This is a genomic window from Nocardia sp. NPDC005366, assembly GCF_040606855.1.
Taxonomy (GTDB): domain Bacteria; phylum Actinomycetota; class Actinomycetes; order Mycobacteriales; family Mycobacteriaceae; genus Nocardia.
Genome location: NZ_JBEXFQ010000003.1, coordinates 37,123 through 56,389 on the forward strand (window position 1 = coordinate 37,123; position 19,267 = coordinate 56,389).

The following is a 19,267-nucleotide window of genomic DNA, read 5'->3' on the forward strand; positions in this document are numbered from 1 at the left end:
ATCGATGATCGTGTCAGCGATACCTGACATCTGCTGTCAGGGTTTTCAGCCGACCGCGACATCCGCTCGCAACCGCCGCACTCCCTCATCGAGGGTCTGCGCGCGCTTACAGAAGGTGAAACGGACCAATCGATTCCAGGCGAGCTTGTCATCGGCGAATACGCTGACCGGCACAGCGGCGACGCCGAGACGTTCCGGTAGCGCGCGGCAGAATTCGAGGCCGTCGGTGGCGCCGAGCGGACCGATATCGGCGCACACGAAATACCCTCCGGCACTGGATTTCACATCGAAACCGGTTTCGGCCAGAGCAGCGGAGAGCCGTAACCTTTTATCCGAGAGGGTATTTCGCAGATCGACTACCCAGTCGATCTCCTTGTTCAGCGCGTAGGCGACCGCGGGCTGGAACGGACCGCCCGCGACGAAACTCATGAACTGTTTGGCCGCGAGCACGCCGTCGATCAGATTCGCCGGACCGCACGCCCAGCCGGTCTTCCACCCGGTGACGCTGAAAGTCTTTGCCGCACTGGAGATAACCACGGTTCGCTCGGCCATGCCGGGCAGGGTGGCCAGGCTGATGTGTTCGATGCCGTCGAAGACCAGGTGCTCGTACACCTCGTCGGTGAGCACCAGCAGATCGTGCTCACAAGCGATTTCGGCGATCGCGAGCAGATCCGCCCTACCCAGCACGGTTCCGGTGGGATTGTGCGGGGAATTGACCACGAGCATCCTGGTCGCCGGGGTGATCGCCGCCCGCAGACTGTCCAGGTCGAGGACGAATCCGGCGCCATCGGCGACCAGTCGGGCGGTGCGCCTGGTCGCGCCGGCCAACGCGACGGCCGCGGCGTAGGAATCGTAATACGGTTCGATCAGCACCACTTCGCTGCCGGGTTCCACCAGGCCGAGCAATGCCGCGCTGATCGCCTCGGTCGCACCGACGGTGACGAGCACCTCCGTATCCGGGTCGTATCGGGTGCCGTAGCGGCGGTCCCGATCCTCGGCGATGGCGTTGCGCAGCACCGGCATTCCGCGACCGGGCGGGTACTGGTTCATCCCGTCGGCGATCGCCTGCCTGGCGACCTCGAGCATGCGCGCCGGGCCGTCGGAATCCGGAAAGCCCTGCCCCAGATTCACCGCGTCGTGCCGGAGGGCGAGTTCGGTCATCTCGGCGAAGATCGTCGAGGCGAAAGGGCGCAAACGGGCGACGGTGGCGGATTCCGAAGACATACCCGGAGAGTAGCCCAACAGTCGCCATCGTTGCCATCAGATAGCGAATGGCTATGTTTCACATTGAATTCAGCCGCTCTACCTGCATGGTTGTGAGTTTTCCAAGAGGCCGCTAGCCTCGCCGTGTTCTACCTCACAAATCCGTCGCTTCCGACGGAATCTCGAAAGGGGCACTCATGGCCTCGTATCTGGACCTCGTACTGCAACCGGCCGCGTCGGAGGTCGCCGGATCAGTACTCGGTTTCCTTCGGCACATAGCCAACGACCTCATCGCGGGCGGCAACTGGTTTACCGGATCGTCCACGGGCGATTGGTTCACCGGGTCGACGTCGGGCAGCGGGGGCGCGGGATCCTCGACCGGTAACTGGTTCACCGGATCCTCCATCCCGTAACGACACCGATCACGCGGGGCCGGGCCGGGCCGATGAGAATACGGCCCGGCTTCCGATTCAGATCCGCACGCCCGTCAGCTTGGCCGGATTCGCGTGATCGTAAGCGCCCGAGACCAATCCATCGCGCACCGTGAAACCGACGACGCGGGCTGGATGCCAGAGCTGTTCGTCGGTCTCCGAATCCAGATTCATCACAAGACCCAATTGTCCGTTCACCGTGGCGAATTCGTATCGCGTCGCGGCATCCGTGGAATCACCGATACCGTAGGTGCGCACCAGATCCAGCATGCTGCGGGCGATCCTTGCCGCGCCGCCGACGATATTCACGGCGGTGGACGTGGTGCCGTTGGCATCGCCGATCAGCACCGAATCCGGATGCAGCGATGCCGCCACCGTGTCGGCGTCACCGGTGGCGAGGGCCGCGAGCAACGACCGCACCGCGGACTCGTGCTCGGCATCCGAGACCGGTCCGGGAATTGCGCCGACCGCCGTACCAGCTTGCTCCGCCGACTGCCGCGCCACGTCCACGGGAATGTCGAGTATTTCGGCGATCTCGTCGAAGGACACCGAAAGCCATTCGTGCAGAACGAATGCCACTCGCTGGGGTGCGGTCAAGGTATCGAGTGCGACCATCATCGCCATGCGGCATTCCGGACGTCGCACCGCCGCCTCCAGCGGGTCCGGCGCACTCGACGGCCGCACACCGGTCACCACCGGCTCCGGCAACCACTGCCCCACGTAGGTTTCTCGCCGCGACGCGGCACTGCGCAGATGTTCCAGGCAGATTCGGCTCACCACGGTCGTCAGCCAGGCCCGCAGATCATCGATCTCGGATTGATGCACGCCCCCGAGCCGCAGAAAGCTCTCCTGAACCGCGTCCTCGGCGTCGCCGACGCTGCCCGTCAACCGGTAGGCAACAGAAAGCAAGTGCGCCCGATGCGATTCGAACAATTCAGCGAGAAGAGCGGCAACCATCGAGATGATTGTACGGTCCGCGCGATCTCCGCCCGACCGCGGTGCCGCACGGGTCGGATATCACGAATACGGCGGTTTCTCGCCGCCACCCGGTGTCGACGACCGGGCGCGGCGTCGAACTCACACCCGAACGTCCGCGGGCCCGAGTTGGCCCGCGGAGACGTTCGCCCGGATCAGCGCTCGCGCCGCCGACGCACGGCGTCCGCGAGCCGGTCGAGCTGGCGTGCGGTGGTGTCCCAGTCCAGGCACGCGTCGGTGATGGACTGGCCGTAGGTCAGCTCGTCCGCGTGGCCGAGCGTCAGATCCTGGCGACCCGCTACGAGGAAGCTCTCCAGCATCACACCGACCACGCCCTGCTCACCGCCCGCCAGCCGCTCGGAGATATCGGTGACCACATCGACCTGCTTGTTGTGGTCCTTATTGCTGTTGCCGTGGCTGGCGTCGACCACGATCCGCTGCGGCAGCGCAGCCTTGTCCAGGCGGATGCACGCTTCGGCCACCGAGGCCGCGTCGTAATTCGGTCCGGTGCTGCCGCCGCGCAGGATGACGTGGCAGTCCTCGTTGCCGCTGGTCCGGATGAGCGCCGAACGACCGTCGAGATCGGTACCGGGGAAGACATGGCTGGCCGCGGCCGCACGCACGCCGTCCACCGCGACCTGTACGTCGCCGTCGGTGCCGTTCTTGATGCCGACCGGCATCGACAGCGCGCTACTCAACTGACGGTGCACCTGGCTGGCCGCGGTGCGCGCGCCGATCGCACCGTAGGAGACCAGATCGGCGATGTACTGCGGGGTGATCGGGTCGAGGAATTCACAGGCCACGGGCAACCCGAGCGCGGTGATGTCGACGAGCAGCTTGCGGCCGAACCCGAGTCCGGTGTTGACGTCGAAGGAGCCGTTCAGGTGCGGGTCATTGATCAGACCCTTCCACCCGAGGGTGGTGCGTGGCTTCTCGAAGTAGACCCGCATCACCACGTGCAGCCGATCGTCCAGCTCGGCCGCCTTGGCGGCGAGGCGCCGCGCGTAGTCCATGGCGGCGGCGGGATCGTGCACCGAACACGGGCCGACGATCACCATCAGGCGGTCGTCGTCACCGTTCAGCACGTCGATGGTGGCCTTGCGGCCCGCACGGACGGTGTCGGCGAGATCATCGGTGATCGGGTGCACCCGTCGCACCTCGGCGGGCGAGCGCAGGGGGCTCACGCTCAGCGTGCGTTGGTCGTCGAGATCGGAATGCCGCGCGTCGACGTCAGCTGCGGTTGTCATGTGTGGGTTCCTTTTCTTCAGGCCGACCCACGGAATCGTGCTAACCCGTCGAGCCGGTCAGTATCCGGCTCGGGGTGGAGGAGAGTCAGCGCAGGAATGTGGCGCAGACCAGCCCACCCGGGGCCGGCTTGCTAAACCAGAAATACGCGCGCTGCACGAGGGTGACAGTACCAGTACCGATCAACAGATAACCGCGGGGATGACATCGCGCCCCGCGGAAGGTGCCGGAGATCACCACCGACGCGACGTGGCTATCGGGGGCGATCACCGGCGATCCGCGACGCTCAGGACCACTGCCCCGGTTCGTAGGAACCGGCGGGCGTGCCCGCGATGACATTGATCCGGTTGTAGGTGTTGATCAGGGCGATCAGCGAGATGAGCGCCGCGATCTGGTCGGCGTCGTAATGCTTCTCGACCTGGGCCCAGGTGTCATCGCTGACGCCGTGATGGGCGTCGGCCAGGCGGGTGCCCTCCTCGGTGAGCGCGAGCGCGGCGCGCTCGGCCTCGGTGAATACGGTGGCTTCGCGCCAGGCCGCGACCAGATTCAGTCGGACCTGCGTCTCCCCGGCGTGCAAGGCGTCCTTGGAATGCATATCGGTGCAGAATCCGCACCCGTTGATCTGGCTGGCACGCAGCTTGACCAGCTCCTGGGTCGGCTTGGGCAGGGTGGAGCCGTCCACGACCAGTCCCGCGTTGCCGATGCGCTTGATGAACTTGGCGCCGTTGTCGTTGCCGATGTAGTCGAATCGCGCGTTCACGGTGTCCTTCTTTCTCGGTGGGGCGATTGCCTTTCACAGAGAGGACGACGCGGCCCGCCGAAGTGTGACAGGGCGGGCGGCGCTGGTTTTCGGCGACGCCCCTACGTGCCGAAGGTGTAGGTGACGCCGGTCAGTTTCTCCGACAGATCCCACAACTCGGCCGCGACCTTCTCGTCTTTCGACGCCTTGCTCGAACCCGACCGACCCGGATATCCGCGCATGCCGCCGAGCGAGGTAGGACCGTAGTACGCGCCGGGCTCGACCGACGCGGTGGCGGCGTACAGCTCCGGCAGCGCCCCCATCTCCGCGCTCTGCGCGAACAGCCGATTACCCACCGACATCAGCGGATCGAAGAAGGATTCGGTATGCGACTGCAATTCGGTGGCGGCATAGCCGGGATGCGCGGCCACCGACAGTTTCGACGATCCCGCGGCGGTGAGTTTGCGCTGCAATTCGTAGGCGAACATCAGGTTGGCCAATTTCGCCTGCCCGTAGGCATTCCAGCGTTGATACTTGCGGCGTTCCCAGTTCAGGTCGTCGAGGTCGATGCGGCCCATCGCGTGCGCGCCACTGGACACCGTGACCACGCGGTCCGAGATCTTGTCCAGCAGCAGGCCGGTGAGCGCGAAATGGCCGAGATGATTGGTGCCGACCTGGCTTTCGAAACCGTCGGCGGTGCGGCCGAGGGGGACGGCCATCACGCCCGCGTTGTTGATGAGCACATCGGCCCCGTCCACCGACGAGGCGAATTCGCGGATCGAGGCGAGGTCGGCGAGATCGAGCCGGGCCACGCGCGCACGCGCGCCGATCCGCGAGGCCACCTGCGCGCCTTTGGATACGTTCCGGCAGGCCAGCACGACATCGGCCCCCGCCGCAGCAAGGGCCTGGACGGCCACCGCGCCGAGTCCGCTGTTCGCGCCCGTGACGATGAACGTCCGGCCGGTCTGATCGGGGATGTTCGAAGCGTCCCAACGGGTCATATGGCGAGTCTAGTTCCCGACGGCACGCCCGCGACGGATTTCGCCCGGCGACTCAGATAGGGTTGCCTAACCTTCCTTGAACCGCGAACCGCCATTTCCCCGCACGAGACCCCTGTGAGGCAGACCGTGACCTCGACCTCCCCCGCGTCGACCGACCATCGCGACGGCTATGTCCCCTTCCCCGCCGACGCGGCCGAGTCCTATCGCGCCGCGGGTTACTGGACCGGACGCCCCCTCGGTGAACTGCTGCGCGACACCGCGCGGCGGCACCCGCGCCGGCCCGCCCTGCTCGACGGCGCGTCGGTACGCAGCTACACGCGGGTCGACGCCGACGCCGACCGGATGGCGCGCGGACTGCTCGCGCTCGGCATCGCGCCGGGCGACCGGGTCGTCGTGCAACTGCCGAATGTGCCGGAATTCCTGACCGTCCTGTTCGGCCTGCTACGCGCGGGCGCGATCCCGGTACTGACACTGCCCGCGCATCGCAGGGCCGAAATCGAACATCTGGCGGCACTTTCGGAGGCCGTCGCCTACGTCATCGCCGACCGGCAGGGCGATTTCGACTACCGGGAGTTGGCCGCGACGGTCATGGACGCGGTACCGACACTGCGTCATGTCCTGGTGCACGGCGATCCCGGCCCGTTCACCGATCTGGCCTCGGTGCCGCGTGAAGCCGACACCGAGCTGCCGGAGATCGATGCGAGCGATATCGCGCTGATGCTGGTGTCCGGCGGCACCACCGGTCTGCCGAAGCTGATCGCGCGCACCCACGACGACTACGCCTACAACGCGGGCGCGAGCGCCGAGATCTGCGCGCTCACCGAGGACGACGTCTACCTCGCGACATTGCCCGCCGCGCACAACTTCCCGCTGGCCTGCCCCGGCATCCTCGGCACTGTCGGGGTGGGCGGCGCGCTGGCCTTCGTCACCGATCCCAGCCCCGAGAACGCCTTCGCCGCGATCGAACGCCACCGGGTGAGCGTCACCGCCGTGGTGCCGCCGCTGGCCCAATTATGGTGTGCGGCGGTGGAATGGGAGCAGGCCGACCTGGGTTCGTTGCGACTGCTGCAGGTCGGAGGCGCGAAACTGGTCGAGGTCAACGCCAGGGACGTCGAACCCGCGCTCGGCGCGAGACTACAGCAGGTCTTCGGCATGGCCGAGGGACTGCTGAACTACACCCGCCTCGATGATCCGGCCGATCTCGTCCGCACCACCCAGGGCAGGCCGCTGTCCCCGGCCGACGAGGTGCGCGTCGTCGACGGCGAGGGTCACGATGTCGAGCCGGGCGAGGAGGGCGAACTGCTCACCAGGGGCCCGTACACGATTCGCGGCTATTACCGCGCGCCCGAACACAATGCGCGCGCGTTCACCCCGGACGGCTTCTACCGCAGCGGGGATCTGGTGCGCCGGCTGCCCTCTGGTCACCTCGTGGTCTCCGGCCGCATCAAGGATGTCATCAACCGCGGCGGCGAGAACATCTCCTGCGACGAGTTGGAGGAGCATCTGCTCGCCTACCCCGCGGTTCGCCACGCGGCGGCCGTCGGACTGCCCGACGCGGCACTCGGCGAGAAGGTCTGCGCCGTCCTCGTCGTCGACGGCGAGATGCCCACCCTGGTCGAGATCAAGGCTTTCCTCACCGAGCGGGGTCTGGCGACCTACAAGCTGCCCGATCTGCTCCGCCGGTCGGACCGTCTTCCCGTCACCGCCGTCGGCAAGGTCGATAAGAAGGCGCTGCGCGCCGAAGGCTGCCCGGGCAGGCCATAAGGCCGGGCGGCACAGGCCGCCCGGCCTTTCTCCTGGCCGGGATCAGGCTTCGACCAGGTACGGCGCGATGCTGGCGAGTTTTTCGCAGGTCTCCTCGAACTCCCGGTCCGGACGCGACTGTCCGACGATGCCCGCGCCCGCGCGCAGCCACGCGCCCTCGGTGGTCTGGTAGACCGCGCGCAGCACCAACGTCGCCTCCAGCGCGCCGGTAGGCGAAATCGTCACCACCGCACCGGAGTACAGGCCGCGCGCAGCGCCATCGAGCCGGAAGACCGAGTCGACGCCCTCGCGCTTGGGGATTCCCGAGGCGGTGACCGACGGGAACAGCACCTCCAGCGCGTCCCAGCTGGAACGGCCCGCGGCGAGCGTGCCGCGCACCGTCGAGGCCAGATGCTGGACGCTGCCGCGTTCGCGGACCGCCATGAAGTCCGACACGGCGGGGGTACCGGGATCGGCGACCGAGACGATCTCGGCGAAGGAGGTCTGTACCGAAATCGCGTGCTCAACGATTTCTTTCGGGTCGCCCACCAGATCCGCGCGGGCCACGCTGTCGATCTCGGCGCCGAGGCCGAAGGCGCGGGTACCCGCCAGCGGCTCGGTGGTCACCACGCGGTCGTCGTCCACCGACGCCACCAGCTCGGGGCTGAAACCCGCCGCTTCCAATCCGCCGAGGCGGAGCAGGAAGGATCGGGCCGGCGTGTTGTGCGCGCGTCCGAGCCGATAGGTGGCGGGGACGTCGACCGCGAAGGGCAGCTCCACCTTTCGCGACAGAATCACTTTCTGATAGCGGCCGGAACGGATTTCGGCGACCGCCGCGGCGACCCGGTCCCGGTAGCCGGTCGGATCGACGCGGATATCGGCGGGATGCGGCTGGGGCAGCGCGCTGTCCCGCGAGTCCGCGATCAGGTCGTGGATATCCTCGACCTCGACGGGGGCGGCGCCGGAGATCCTGACGCCGGATTCGTCGACGCGGACCTCGATGCGCGGAATCATCAGATGCGCGAGCGGCGCACGTGGATCCACATGCGCGGTGGCGTCGAGCGCCCACGCGCAGAATTCGAATCCGATCCAGCCGTAGGCATTGCGGCCGTCCAGCGGCAGTGCGCCGAGCGACTCGTCGAGTACGCGCGCCGGGGTTCCCTCCCATTTCGACGTCGTGGTCCGACCGTCCCAGGTCACCCGCAATTCGTGCACATCGAGTTCGACACTGCCGATCGGGTCGGCGGCGAACACCCATTCCCCCGGACGCTCGTACATGACGTATTCGCCGAACCGATCGGCCGAAGCCAAGCGCGACATCGCTGCCGCCGGATCGGTCACATACCCCACGCGCGAGCGCTCATCCGTGGTCGACAACGGTCCTCCAAAGGTTATGCTGGCCTAACTCGAGAGGTAAGGTTAGCATTACCTGACCATGCAGCGTGGCGCGCTCGCCTCCGCGCCACCGCCGCAACGTGGGGTCATTTGTGCTGTGTATCAGCTATTTCGATGACCTCACCGAATTGCCGTCACATCGCCGACGAAAGGCTGGGCGACCCCGCGCCCGGCAAACTCACCCGCCGGAGTTCCTGCGCAAACGGCCGTCGAGGGATTGAATAAGGGGATCGTCAGTTTGCGGAGGGACCACCGATGATCGATCACAACGGCGGCGCGCCCGCACCGGCTGCGCGGACCGCGGCACCCGGTTCGGTGGTGGCCCTGGTCGATGCCTCCTCACCGGTGGAACGCGATCTCATCGGCACCTGGCTGGCCGAGGGCGGCCTCGCGACGGAGTTCGGCGCCGACGTGCCCGTCACCCAGTTGGACCTCGACGCGGGAGCCATCGCCACGCGCCTGGTCGGCAGGCGCGACGACCCCCTCGTCGTCCCGGTCCGGGTGCTGTGGCTGCCACCGGAACGCGACGGCGTCCGTCGCATCACCTTCGCGGATCTGGCTCTGCTGACCAACCCGCGCAAGCCCAACCGGCTCGCGCAACGCAGGCTGATCCGCCAATCACCGGACCGGCACGTTGTGCTCACCGGACAACCCGCGCTCCTGAGCGAGCTGCGGCTGAACAATCCCGAGGCGTCGGCCATGTTCGCCACCGGCTCCGCCGAGCCGTTCGCCCGCGCGATCGTGCGCGCGGCGGTTTTCGCCTTGGAACGCGCCGAACGCACCGTCATCGGCGACCGGTACAAGGTGCCGCGACTGGTGGCGGAGGAAATCCTGGACACCCCGGAATTCCTGCGCAGACTCGAACTCGTCGCCGATCGGATCGGCGCCGACCCGCAGGAGGTCTACCGGCGCGCGGAGAAGGCGCTCAACGAACTGGTCGCCGCGCAGAGCAGGCTGGTCTCGGACCTGTTCACCCAGGCCATGCGCCCCGTGCACGCCTCGACATGGAAGGTCGAGACGGAGGAGTCCGGACTCGACGCGCTGCGCACGCTGAACCGCCGCTACCCGCTGGTCTTCCTGCCTTCGCACCGCTCCTACGTGGACGCGTTCGTCCTCGGCGATGTCCTCGCCCGCAACGATTTCCCGCCGAACCACGTCATCGGCGGGGCCAACCTGAGTTTCTGGCCGATGGGCCCGATCGCCCGGCGCACCGGCACCATCTTCATCCGGCGCAGTTTCGGCGACGACGAGGTCTACAAGGCGGTGGTCGAGGAGTACTTCGCCTACCTGCTGGCCAAACGATTCAATCTGGAGTGGTACTTCGAAGGCGGACGGACCCGCACCGGAAAACTCCGGCCGCCGCGTTACGGCCTGCTGAACTATCTCGCCGCCGCGGTGCGCGCGGACCGGATCGACGACGTGATGCTGGTTCCGGTCTCGATCACCTACGAACGACTCAACGAACTCGGCGCGATCGCCACCGAACAGGCCGGCGGGAAGAAGAAGCCGGAAGGTCTCGCCTGGCTCGCACGGTATGTGCGCAGTCAGCAGCATTCGGCGGGCCACGTCTACGTCCGATTCGGCGCGCCGCTCTCGGCGCGCGAACGACTCGCCGCGTACGGCGATCCGCTCCGCACACCGCAGGTCACCATTCCGCTGCACCGTACCGATGCCGCGCAGATCGAAGCCGTTCCGACCGCGACCGACGAGGAGACCGCGGAACTGGAGCGAAAGGCGGTCCAGCGACTTGCCTTCGAGATCGCGGTCGGCATCAACGCGGTCACCCCGATCACCGTCAACGCGCTGGCCACCCTCGCCCTGCTCGGCGTCCACGAACGCGCCCTCACCCTGAGCGAGGTGCGCACCCTGCTCGCCCCCGTCCTCGGCTATATCGACAAACGCGGACTGCCGAGCGGCGAACTGGCCGCGCTGCGCGACGAACAGAGCCTGGCGGTGGTCTTGGAACAGTTGTCGCTGGCCAGGGTGGTCACGGTGTACCGCGGCGGGCTGGAGCCGGTCTACTCGATCGAATCCGGCGCGCATCTGGAAGCCGCGTTCTACCGCAACAGCGCCGTGCACTGGTTCATCAATCGCGCCATCCTCGAACTGGGGATCATCGCGGCGGTGGAACTGCCGGAGCGCGACCAGCTGAGCACCGGTTGGGAGGAGGCGTACCGACTGCGCGATCTGCTGAAATTCGACTTCTTCTTCCCCGAACGCTCCGAATTCGAAGCCCAGTTGACCGCCGAGATGCTGCTGGTCGATCCCGAATGGCACAGTCACACCCGGCGCGACACCTTCGGCAACGACATCCTCGACAAACTGACCGCCTCCGGATTCATGATGGCCCACCGGGTACTGCGCTCCTTCGTCGACGCGCAGATCGTGGTGGCCGAACGACTCGCCTCCCGCGATCCCGCGCTCGAGATAGACCGCAAACAATTCCTCGAGGAATGCGTCGCGGTCGGCAAACAGATGCTGCTACAACATCGACTACGCAGCCCCGAATCGATATCCACCGAACTGTTCACCAGCGCGCTCAAACTCGCGGACAACTACGGCCTGCTCGTACCCGCCGACCCGGACTCCGACGAACAGCGTGCCGAATCTCGTCGCCGCAGAAACGAATTCGCCGACGAGCTGCGCACCATCGGCGCTCGGATCTCGCACGCCGCTGCCCTCGATCCCTCGAATCGACTGGAGCAGAGGCGTTGACGAGTGAGCCGCACGCGGCCCGGATATCGGACGCGGCGCTCTCGCACCGCCCCGAGGCCACCCCGCCACATGATCTCTCGACGCTGCTGGCCGCGATCCGGTCCGGACCGCACGGCCCGGATATCGCCGCGATCTTCGACCTCGGCGCGGTACTGACCGGCGGTTTCGCGCGGACGCGGTGGTACAGGCGCCGCGGCGGTGACCCGAGCGCCGTCCTGCTGGACGGTATTCGCAACGGTCTCACCGACGGGGAGTACAGCCGGTTCCTCCAGCAGTCCTCACATGCGCTCGCGGGCCGCACGGAGGCCGAACTCGACGAACTCGGTGTGCGCTTGTTCCGGCACACCATCTACGGGTATCTGTACCCCGAAGCGTGGCAATTGATCCAGACGCACCGGGCCGCCGGACATACCGTGGTGCTCGCCAGTTCGCTGACCCGATTCCAGGTGGTCCCCGTCGCGACCGCGCTCGGCATCGACACGGTGCTCTACACCGCGATGGCCGCCCACGACGGCGTGCTCACCGGATATGTGGACGGAAAGACGCTGTGGCGCAATGGCAAAGCCGACGCGGTACGCACCCTCGCCACCTCAGGCGGTATCGATATGAGCCGCAGCTACGCCTACGCCGACACCTCCGCCGACCTGCCGCTACTGGCCGCCGTCGGACATCCGGTGGCCGTGAACTCCGAGCGCAAGCTGAATGTGTCCGCCGCCGAGAACAATTGGCTCGCCCTGAGTTTTCCTCGCCGCCGCACCCCCGGACCGGGGGATTACCTGCGTACCATCGCCGGGATCGTGGCGCTACTGGGCGGCGCGCTGTTCGGGGTGCTCTCGAAATCCTTCACCGGGCAGCGGCGCAAGATGGCCGACGCGCTGATGGCCTGCGGTACCGGAGCCACCCTGCGGGTGCTCGGCGTGCGATTGCGGGTCACCGGCGCCGAGCACGTGCGAGCCCCCCGGCCCGCGGTATTCCTGTTCAACCACCAGAGCCAATTCGACGTGATCATCGTGCCCAAGGTGCTCGAAGGCGGGGTCACCGGAATCGGCAAGAAGGAACTGACCCGCAATCCGATTTTCGGCCCGCTCATGCGATTCGTCGGCGTGACCTTCATCGATCGATCCGATACGTCGACGGCGAAGGCGCAGTTGGCCCCGGTGGTCGAGACTTTGCGCGGTGGCCTTTCCATCGGTATCGCACCCGAGGGAACCCGCTCCTACACACCGGAAGTCGGGCGGTTCAAGAAGGGCGCGTTCCATATCGCGCATCAGGCCGGAGTACCGGTGATTCCGGTGGTGGTCCGCAATGCGGGCGAGATCTCCTGGCGCAATTCGATGATCGCGCGCAAGGGCACCGTTGACGTCGCGATCCTGCCCCCCATCGATGTCTCCGGATGGGACCCGAACGATATGGACGATGAGGTCGAGCAGGTCAGGCAGCAGTTCCTCGCGACATTGCTGAATTGGCCCGCGCCGGACTGACAGTGGGGGCATGCGTCCGCGCACGCGAGTGTGACCGGTGACATCGCGTTCACAAAAGGCTTGACCTGAATGGCCATTGAGGTTTCACCATGGGGACTCACAGGAGATTCACAGCTCTCACACAGGAGAACGCCACCATGTCCATCGCACAGCCTGCCACTCGCGTCCTGCCCATACCGGCACTGAACCGTCCGGTCGCCGTCTTCGGCGCCGTCCTCGTCGCCCTGGCGGTGAATCTGATCATCTGGCTGATCGGCGCCGCGGCGGGCGGCGACTTCGTCACGGTCGACGGAGCCGAATCACAGGATGTGGCCCCCGGCGGCGTCATCGTGATGTCGACCGTCCCGTTGCTCATCGGTCTCGGGGCCGCCGCCCTGATCTCCTACCGGTGGGTATCGGTGCTGCGGGTCGCCGCGGTGGTCGGTTCGGTACTCGCCCTGGCCACCATCGCGTTGACCATCGCCGCCGATTTCGACGCCGCGTCCACGGTGGCGCTGTCGACCATGCACGTGATGCTCGTACCCGTCATCGTCGTCAGCACCGAAGGACTGCGCAGGCGACTGACCCAACCCTGACCCGTGCGCTCGATACGACGCGGGGCCGCGCATCCCGGGATGCGCGGCCCCGCGTCGGTCGGCCGCGTGGTCACACCGAGCGGCCGAACAACAACTTCCACGGCATCAACGCCGACTCCAACTGCACCTTCAGACTCATCTTGGACGCGCCAACGGTGCGCTCCTCGAAGCGGATGGGCACCTCGGCGATCGGGATGCCCTTCTTGACGGTGCGGTAGTTCATCTCGACCTGGAACGAATAGCCGTTGCTCTGGATCGATGCCACATCGATGGCACGCAGCGTATCGGCCTTCCACGCCTTGAATCCGGCGGTCGCGTCCTTCACGCTCAGACGCAGGATCAGGTTCACGTAGAAGTTGGCCCACGCGGACAGCGCCTTGCGGTACCACTTCCACTCCTCAGCGGTGGATCCGCCGGGCACATACCGGGAACCGAGCACCACACCCGCGTCGGTGGTCTGCAACTTCTCCAGCATCGCTGGAATCACCTCGGCCGGATGCGACAGATCCGCGTCCATCTGGATCACCACGTCCGCGCCCTCGTCCAGCGCCCGCGTGATGCCCGCGATGTAGGCGCGGCCGAGGCCGTTCTTCTCGGTGCGATGCAGCACGCCGATAGTATTCGGCGATTCGGCGACCAACTTGTCGGCGACTTCACCGGTTCCGTCCGGAGAATTGTCATCGACTACGAGTACATGCAGGTCGGGCACCGGCAGCGCGGTCAGCCGCTCCACCGCAACCGGCAGATTTTCCCGCTCGTTGTAGGTCGGCACAACAACGGTAACCCTCAAGGGTCGCCCTCCCTGCTCACCTGGTCCAGCCCCGCAGCCCACGCGGGACCACCGAGCATTCGGTTGATTTCTGAGAAACCCTAGTTGATGGACCTGAGAGGCGCCCGAGGGGTATTACGCAGTGTGATCAGTCACTATCACTCACCATCGCGCCACGATCGATCTCGCGCGTCCTCACGCTCGTTGCGCGCCCGCGCGATATCCAGCGCCCGCTCGGCCGTCGCCTGATCCGGATACGGCCCCATCCGATCCTGGAACCAGCACCGCTTTCCCTGCTCCGCCTGCTGATGCTTCAAGCAGTAGTACCACTTCTCCGCCATCTCTCCAGCATCGCACCGATCGCGGACCGCATCCCGTATTTCGCCGCGATCACGGTCGTCATCACCGACCGGACGGGGGCCCGTCGATCGCCCGCGCCGAACCGCTGCCTCACCCGCACCGGACGGCAGGCACGCTCGGACCGGACCGTCGATCCCACTCGCACGAGCCGATCAACCCCGGCCGTACCGGGCCAGGTAGTGCCACACCTTCTTCAGCTCGCCCGGCTCGAATCCGGCACCGCGGGCGACTCCGAGAATTCGCGCATTCAGCACATCCCGATCGGCCACCGCGCGGGCGACCTCGACGATATATTCGCCGCGATAGCCGGAGTGCTGTGCCACCTTGTCCATGTCGACGACGAAGCCCGGATGCCAGCGCACCGGACATGCCAGGTCCGCTGCCGCGTCCTCGATCGGCGTTCCCCGATAGGAGCGGTCGAGGACGAGCGCTTCGACGTCGGTCGCGATATCGACCGGTCCGTGCACGTGCGCCTCGATATAGGCGTCGAGCGGATCATCGACCACCGACTCCCGCGCCAACCGGATCAGATCCATCGCCCGTGCCGTGCCGAAGGACACCGGTTCGAAAAAACTGTCCGGATAGCAGAACGTCGTCCGCCGCAGCGTCGCCTCGTTGACCACGAAATACGACGAGCCGAATCGCGGCGAACTGCCGTAGGGGTCGGCGCGATAGTTCAGCGACCCGTATTTCGGCCGGTGCGCCGGCGCCGAGTCGTCGTAGGCGCCACCGAATATGCGGCTCTCCCAACGCCACCGATCACCTCCGGGATAGGCGGTGAGTCCGCCGTTGCCCGTCCCGGTCTCGAACTGTGACCGGTAGACCCCCTCGGCCGCAATGGCTTCCAGTGTCGTCCGTGTCCCAACGGGCATATCGGGATGGAAATGCAGATTCACCCGTGCCGAACGCGGTAGCGGCGAGCCGAGCGCGAAACGCTCCACATGCGAAATCGCCACCGCGGCCGGTGTTTTCCCGGCGAAACCCTTCATCTGACTCCCTTCGCCGGAGCAGCGCGACATCTGCCCATGCACCCCTGCGAAGAGCATGCCCCCGGGGTCGCCACGGTGAGTGTGGCATGTGTCGAGCAGTCCGGTGGCACAGCCGCGCGACATCCACTACCCGCTGTTCGACAGTATCGAGTAATACCGTGCGACCGTATCCGGCAACCCGCGTGATGGGCGGCGAGCGGCGGTCCGCAATTCCGGTGCCGAATCATTCACAAGGGACCGATTGCTTCGAGCGCGAAGGCCTGGCCACATGTTTCGAAATGAATGCACTGTCATCAGCGGTCACCGATTCGGCCGCACTCTCCTACGCAATTACCGCCACGTGAGCAGATTTCTTTCGAAGAGCCGAATACGCGACTCATCACCGCACACATCGCCATCGATAGAAACATGACATTTCATCCACTTCCGCCGCGCCACACCTGCGCGCGCGACGAGCTTTTCATCCGGTGGACGGATGGCGCCGCCGCACCGATCTACCATTCCCCGCGCGCCGCGGTCCGGCATCCCTCCTCGCGCGCGAAAGGAAGCCAGACCCGATAATTCGGCCACAGAACGACATGATCGTTTCCGATGAAAGTGATGGCACGAGAAACACATCATTCGGTCACGGTGAGCCGAACCGTGACGTGTACCGCGTGCGCCCGCGGGCAAAGGGCGACCGGGCCGCGCACCGATGGCCTCGGTCCGGATCTCGGCGGCCGACGTCTGCCGTTCGCGGTACCCGACGTCCCTCCCGACGTCCCTGCCGACGTCTCTGCCGAGAAACGCGAAATCCCCCTCGACCAGATGAGCGTCAAGGGGGATCGGAGTGGCCAGGGCCGGGATCGAACCGGCGACCTTCCGCTTTTCAGGCGGACGCTCGTACCAACTGAGCTACCTGGCCGCAGGCACCCGTTCCGAATGCCATACGCGAAACGCCGGATTTCTCCGGCGCTTACTTGCGACCCTGACGGGACTCGAACCCGCGACCTCCGCCGTGACAGGGCGGCGCGCTAACCAACTGCGCCACAGGGCCTTGCGTGCTACCAACGGTCCAGAGACCGTACCCCCTACGGGATTCGAACCCGCGCTACCGCCTTGAAAGGGCGGCGTCCTAGGCCGCTAGACGAAGGGGGCTCGTCCCGGATTTCTCCGGACCGGCTTTCAACGGTTGTCCGTTGGGAGCTCGCATAGCTTATGACAGCTGCGCCGCGTTTCCCAAATCGGCTGGTCAGAGCACTCGAACCGCGTCTACAGCACGAGTCCGAGCTCTTCGAGCCTTGCGGTGGCCCGCCAACCGTTCGCCCGGAACTTCTCGGTCCACTCCGGGGTGGCCATGGACTCGATCACCACCTCGAGCGCCTCGCCGAATCGCGACCGCAGATCGACCGCACCGCCCATCAAGTCCACCATGTACCGCTGACCGGCCAGCGCCGCCGTCAGCGTGCGCGTGAACCGGTCGGGATCGGCATCGAGGCGCAGCTGGCCGTGTTCGATCGCCCGGACGGCGAGTACGCGGGTCGCGCGACCGAGGATCCGGCCGCCACCCGCCTGGACGTCGCGATAGAAGTCCGGCTCGATGATGAGCCGGTACTCGGCCTGCACGATGATGTCGTGCTCGAGACGTAGCGCTATCTCGTCGATCATCCCGTGCAGGGCGTCGAGCGGTCCGAGATCCGTTCGCGCCAGCCACCGCTCGGCGGAGGAGCGGTAGCGTTCGATCGCCGTCTCCAGCACCGCGCGCGCCAGGTCTTCCTTGGAATCGAAATGGAAGTACATGGCGCCCTTGGTTGCGCGCGAACCTTCCAATATGCGGTTGAGCGATGCAGCGGCATAGCCGCTCTTCCCGAACTCAACGGCGGCGGACCTGATAATCGCCGCGCGTGTCCGGCGGGCCCGCTCTTGCTGCCGTGCCATGCTCGAAACGCCTCCGAAGCCTACTCGCCGCCAATCGGTACCCCACAAGAAAGGAAACCCTTGGCGCGAAGTTATGAGTTTTATCAATACTTCAAACCGGGTTTTCGCCCAGTTTCAAACTTTCGGTACGAAAACTTGCGAAAAACCTGAAACACACCAGCTGGTATAGTTTTCCTGCCCGGGTGCGCCGCAGGGGGTGCGCACCCGGGCTTTACTTCTTCTCGAATGAGCCTCCTGCGGCATCGAGTCCGGGTTTGCCACGAACGGCCGCACCGTTCGCGACACGGTCGGACACAACAACGATAAGCCGAATTCCAGATCCCCGGGCGATTCGCAGATTCCTCCGGAATTCACCCAGGCGTCACCGTACCCGTAATCGTCTTCCGACATGCGGCAAACCGAAGAGTCAGTTAGCCAGCGCGGATCCCACTCCAATACAGCAAACATCTCGCAACCAAGAATCACCCGGGCGGAACACCGAATTCCGCAGCGGCGCAGCAGTGTTCACCGGACTCGACAGACATGCCGCACCGCCCGACATCGGCCGCGCGGCACCCGCTGACGGCGCCACACTCCCCCGAGCTCGGTACCGACTCCCCCCGAATACCCAAAGACTCTGCCACACAACATGATTCGATGATATCCACGTTCGACGGAAATGAACAAAGCTGGGCAGCAGATGGTTACCGAGATCATCGTGACGCTTGTGGCCCTTGTTACCCAGTGCGACATCGCAACTCGCACCACCGACGCCGGTCCACCCTCGGCGCGGCACGCGCGGACGCCGGATGTTTCACTCGCCGCCGCGGCCGACGCTCGATCGGGTGCGGCCAGCGGATTTCTCATACCGGCGGAAACGCCGGGTGATCGGGCAAACGTGGGTGACTCCAACCCCGCGGCCTCTCGGCCTCTCGGCCTCTGCGAGTGCCCCCTGTAGGACTCGAACCTACGACCTAGTGATTAAAAGTCACCAGCTCTACCAACTGAGCTAAAGGGGCTCGGCTCGAGAGCCTACCCGACGGTGGGCGCCAACGCCGAATGCGGGGGCGCGCCGCATCGGACCTTGCCGAGCCGTCGGCGAGCCGCCCGAACCCGCGCCCGGGGCAGGGACGCGGAGCCGGACCGATCGGTACGCGGATCGTCATTCGACGCGCCGACATCACCGTGCCGCACACGACATTCCCGGTAATCGGGCCTTCCGGCGAGCGCGGCGGAACCCCCGGGAACAGCGAAGTGTCGGCAATCACCGAATCACTCGACGGACAGGACGCATCGGCGATCGAGTTACCGCGCGGCACCGGCTGCCGGGTCCGCGGCGGTCTGCGGTGGAGCCGCGTTCGGAAGGGATTGTGTTCTCGCTCACTGACCGCGTGCTGGCTGCCGCGCAGCCGATGCGGCAGTCAGCGACGTTATCGTCGGCGGCGTGCCACGGCGCGGGGTGTCGCGGCGATACCGCCCCAGCGCGCGAACCGTCCGAGGCATCCGAGGCATCCGAGGCATCCGAGGCATCCGAGGCGTCGATCGGACCGCCAGTGGGTAGTCGAAGCGGTATGCGGTGGGCCGTTGGGCGGTGCGCCCCGACGAGACCGCCGTGATCGGCTAACAACTTCGGCCCGGCAGCGATAGACCACGAGCCACGGACCGAAACGCATCCGATCCTGTGGGAATTCACAGCACGCCGAAGGAGGCAGGACTTGCGAAACCACCTAGACTCGGATGCGGCGGCGAA

General features: G+C 66.2%; 16 protein-coding genes and 4 tRNA genes. 5 read left to right on the forward strand and 15 right to left on the reverse strand.

Features of this window, described 5'->3' with window-relative positions:
* Positions 1-45: 45 nt before the first annotated feature.
* On the reverse strand, positions 46-1,224 hold the full coding sequence (locus ABZS43_RS04535; protein WP_355034420.1) for a pyridoxal phosphate-dependent aminotransferase: 1,179 nt from the start codon (positions 1,222-1,224) through the stop codon (positions 46-48).
* Positions 1,225-1,400: 176 nt separating this feature from the next.
* Here ABZS43_RS04535 and ABZS43_RS04540 point away from each other — a divergent pair, with 176 nt between their 5' ends.
* Entirely contained in the window at positions 1,401-1,616 is a 216-nt protein-coding gene (locus ABZS43_RS04540) for a hypothetical protein (protein WP_355034421.1), read from the forward strand.
* 57 nt (positions 1,617-1,673) lie between these two features.
* On the opposite strand, the gene sigJ is transcribed toward ABZS43_RS04540, so the two are convergent.
* The 5 genes from sigJ to ABZS43_RS04565 form a co-directional block, all read right to left on the reverse strand.
* Complete coding sequence (sigJ, locus tag ABZS43_RS04545; protein WP_355034422.1) at positions 1,674-2,591, reverse strand: RNA polymerase sigma factor SigJ; 918 nt, start codon at positions 2,589-2,591, stop codon at positions 1,674-1,676.
* Positions 2,592-2,764: 173 nt separating this feature from the next.
* Entirely contained in the window at positions 2,765-3,856 is a 1,092-nt protein-coding gene (locus ABZS43_RS04550) for a 3-deoxy-7-phosphoheptulonate synthase (RefSeq protein WP_355034423.1), read from the reverse strand.
* Between the two features lie 85 nt (positions 3,857-3,941).
* Positions 3,942-4,124, reverse strand: a complete 183-nt coding sequence (locus tag ABZS43_RS04555; protein WP_355034424.1) for a hypothetical protein — start codon at positions 4,122-4,124, stop codon at positions 3,942-3,944.
* A gap of 16 nt (positions 4,125-4,140) precedes the next feature.
* Positions 4,141-4,614 (reverse strand): carboxymuconolactone decarboxylase family protein, encoded by a 474-nt coding sequence (locus tag ABZS43_RS04560; RefSeq protein WP_355034425.1) that lies wholly within the window; start codon positions 4,612-4,614, stop codon positions 4,141-4,143.
* Positions 4,615-4,715: 101 nt separating this feature from the next.
* Entirely contained in the window at positions 4,716-5,594 is an 879-nt protein-coding gene (locus tag ABZS43_RS04565) for an oxidoreductase (RefSeq protein ID WP_355034426.1), read from the reverse strand.
* A 126-nt stretch (positions 5,595-5,720) separates the two neighbouring features.
* Between ABZS43_RS04565 and ABZS43_RS04570 the strand changes: the two genes are divergently transcribed.
* Positions 5,721-7,358 carry an AMP-binding protein gene (locus tag ABZS43_RS04570; protein WP_355034689.1) on the forward strand — a complete coding sequence of 546 codons (1,638 nt, stop codon included), beginning with the start codon at positions 5,721-5,723 and terminating at the stop codon, positions 7,356-7,358.
* A 42-nt stretch (positions 7,359-7,400) separates the two neighbouring features.
* Here ABZS43_RS04570 and nbtS read toward each other — a convergent pair whose 3' ends face one another.
* A complete protein-coding gene (gene nbtS / locus ABZS43_RS04575; protein WP_355034427.1) occupies positions 7,401-8,714 on the reverse strand; it encodes a nocobactin biosynthesis salicylate synthase NbtS in 1,314 nt (437 codons plus the stop codon).
* Positions 8,715-8,987: 273 nt separating this feature from the next.
* On the opposite strand from nbtS, the gene ABZS43_RS04580 reads away from it, so the two are divergent.
* The 3 genes from ABZS43_RS04580 (at position 8,988) to ABZS43_RS04590 (ending at position 13,503) form a co-directional block, all read left to right on the forward strand.
* Positions 8,988-11,447: a glycerol-3-phosphate 1-O-acyltransferase gene (locus ABZS43_RS04580; protein WP_355034428.1), complete on the forward strand. Its 2,460-nt coding sequence runs from the start codon at positions 8,988-8,990 to the stop codon at positions 11,445-11,447.
* Positions 11,444-12,928, forward strand: a complete 1,485-nt coding sequence (locus tag ABZS43_RS04585; protein ID WP_355034429.1) for an HAD-IB family hydrolase — start codon at positions 11,444-11,446, stop codon at positions 12,926-12,928. Before ABZS43_RS04580 ends, ABZS43_RS04585 begins: the two co-directional genes overlap by 4 nt.
* A 137-nt stretch (positions 12,929-13,065) precedes the next feature.
* Complete coding sequence (locus ABZS43_RS04590) at positions 13,066-13,503, forward strand: DUF6069 family protein (RefSeq protein WP_355034430.1); 438 nt, start codon at positions 13,066-13,068, stop codon at positions 13,501-13,503.
* Between the two features lie 70 nt (positions 13,504-13,573).
* On the opposite strand, the gene ABZS43_RS04595 is transcribed toward ABZS43_RS04590, so the two are convergent.
* The 8 genes from ABZS43_RS04595 to ABZS43_RS04630 all read right to left on the reverse strand — a co-directional run bounded on the left by ABZS43_RS04595 (position 13,574) and on the right by ABZS43_RS04630 (position 18,536).
* On the reverse strand, positions 13,574-14,293 hold the full coding sequence (locus ABZS43_RS04595) for a polyprenol monophosphomannose synthase (protein ID WP_355034431.1): 720 nt from the start codon (positions 14,291-14,293) through the stop codon (positions 13,574-13,576).
* Between the two features lie 137 nt (positions 14,294-14,430).
* Positions 14,431-14,613 carry a hypothetical protein gene (locus ABZS43_RS04600; RefSeq protein ID WP_355034432.1) on the reverse strand — a complete coding sequence of 61 codons (183 nt, stop codon included), beginning with the start codon at positions 14,611-14,613 and terminating at the stop codon, positions 14,431-14,433.
* A gap of 171 nt (positions 14,614-14,784) precedes the next feature.
* Positions 14,785-15,621: a DUF3626 domain-containing protein gene (locus ABZS43_RS04605; RefSeq protein ID WP_355034433.1), complete on the reverse strand. Its 837-nt coding sequence runs from the start codon at positions 15,619-15,621 to the stop codon at positions 14,785-14,787.
* 830 nt (positions 15,622-16,451) lie between these two features.
* Positions 16,452-16,525 (reverse strand) — tRNA-Phe (locus ABZS43_RS04610).
* Between the two features lie 58 nt (positions 16,526-16,583).
* Positions 16,584-16,657 (reverse strand) — tRNA-Asp (locus ABZS43_RS04615).
* A gap of 28 nt (positions 16,658-16,685) precedes the next feature.
* Positions 16,686-16,758 (reverse strand) — tRNA-Glu (locus ABZS43_RS04620).
* Between the two features lie 114 nt (positions 16,759-16,872).
* Positions 16,873-17,538, reverse strand: a complete 666-nt coding sequence (locus ABZS43_RS04625; RefSeq protein WP_355034434.1) for a TetR family transcriptional regulator — start codon at positions 17,536-17,538, stop codon at positions 16,873-16,875.
* A gap of 925 nt (positions 17,539-18,463) precedes the next feature.
* Positions 18,464-18,536 (reverse strand) — tRNA-Lys (locus tag ABZS43_RS04630).
* Between the last annotated feature and the right edge of the window lie 731 nt (positions 18,537-19,267).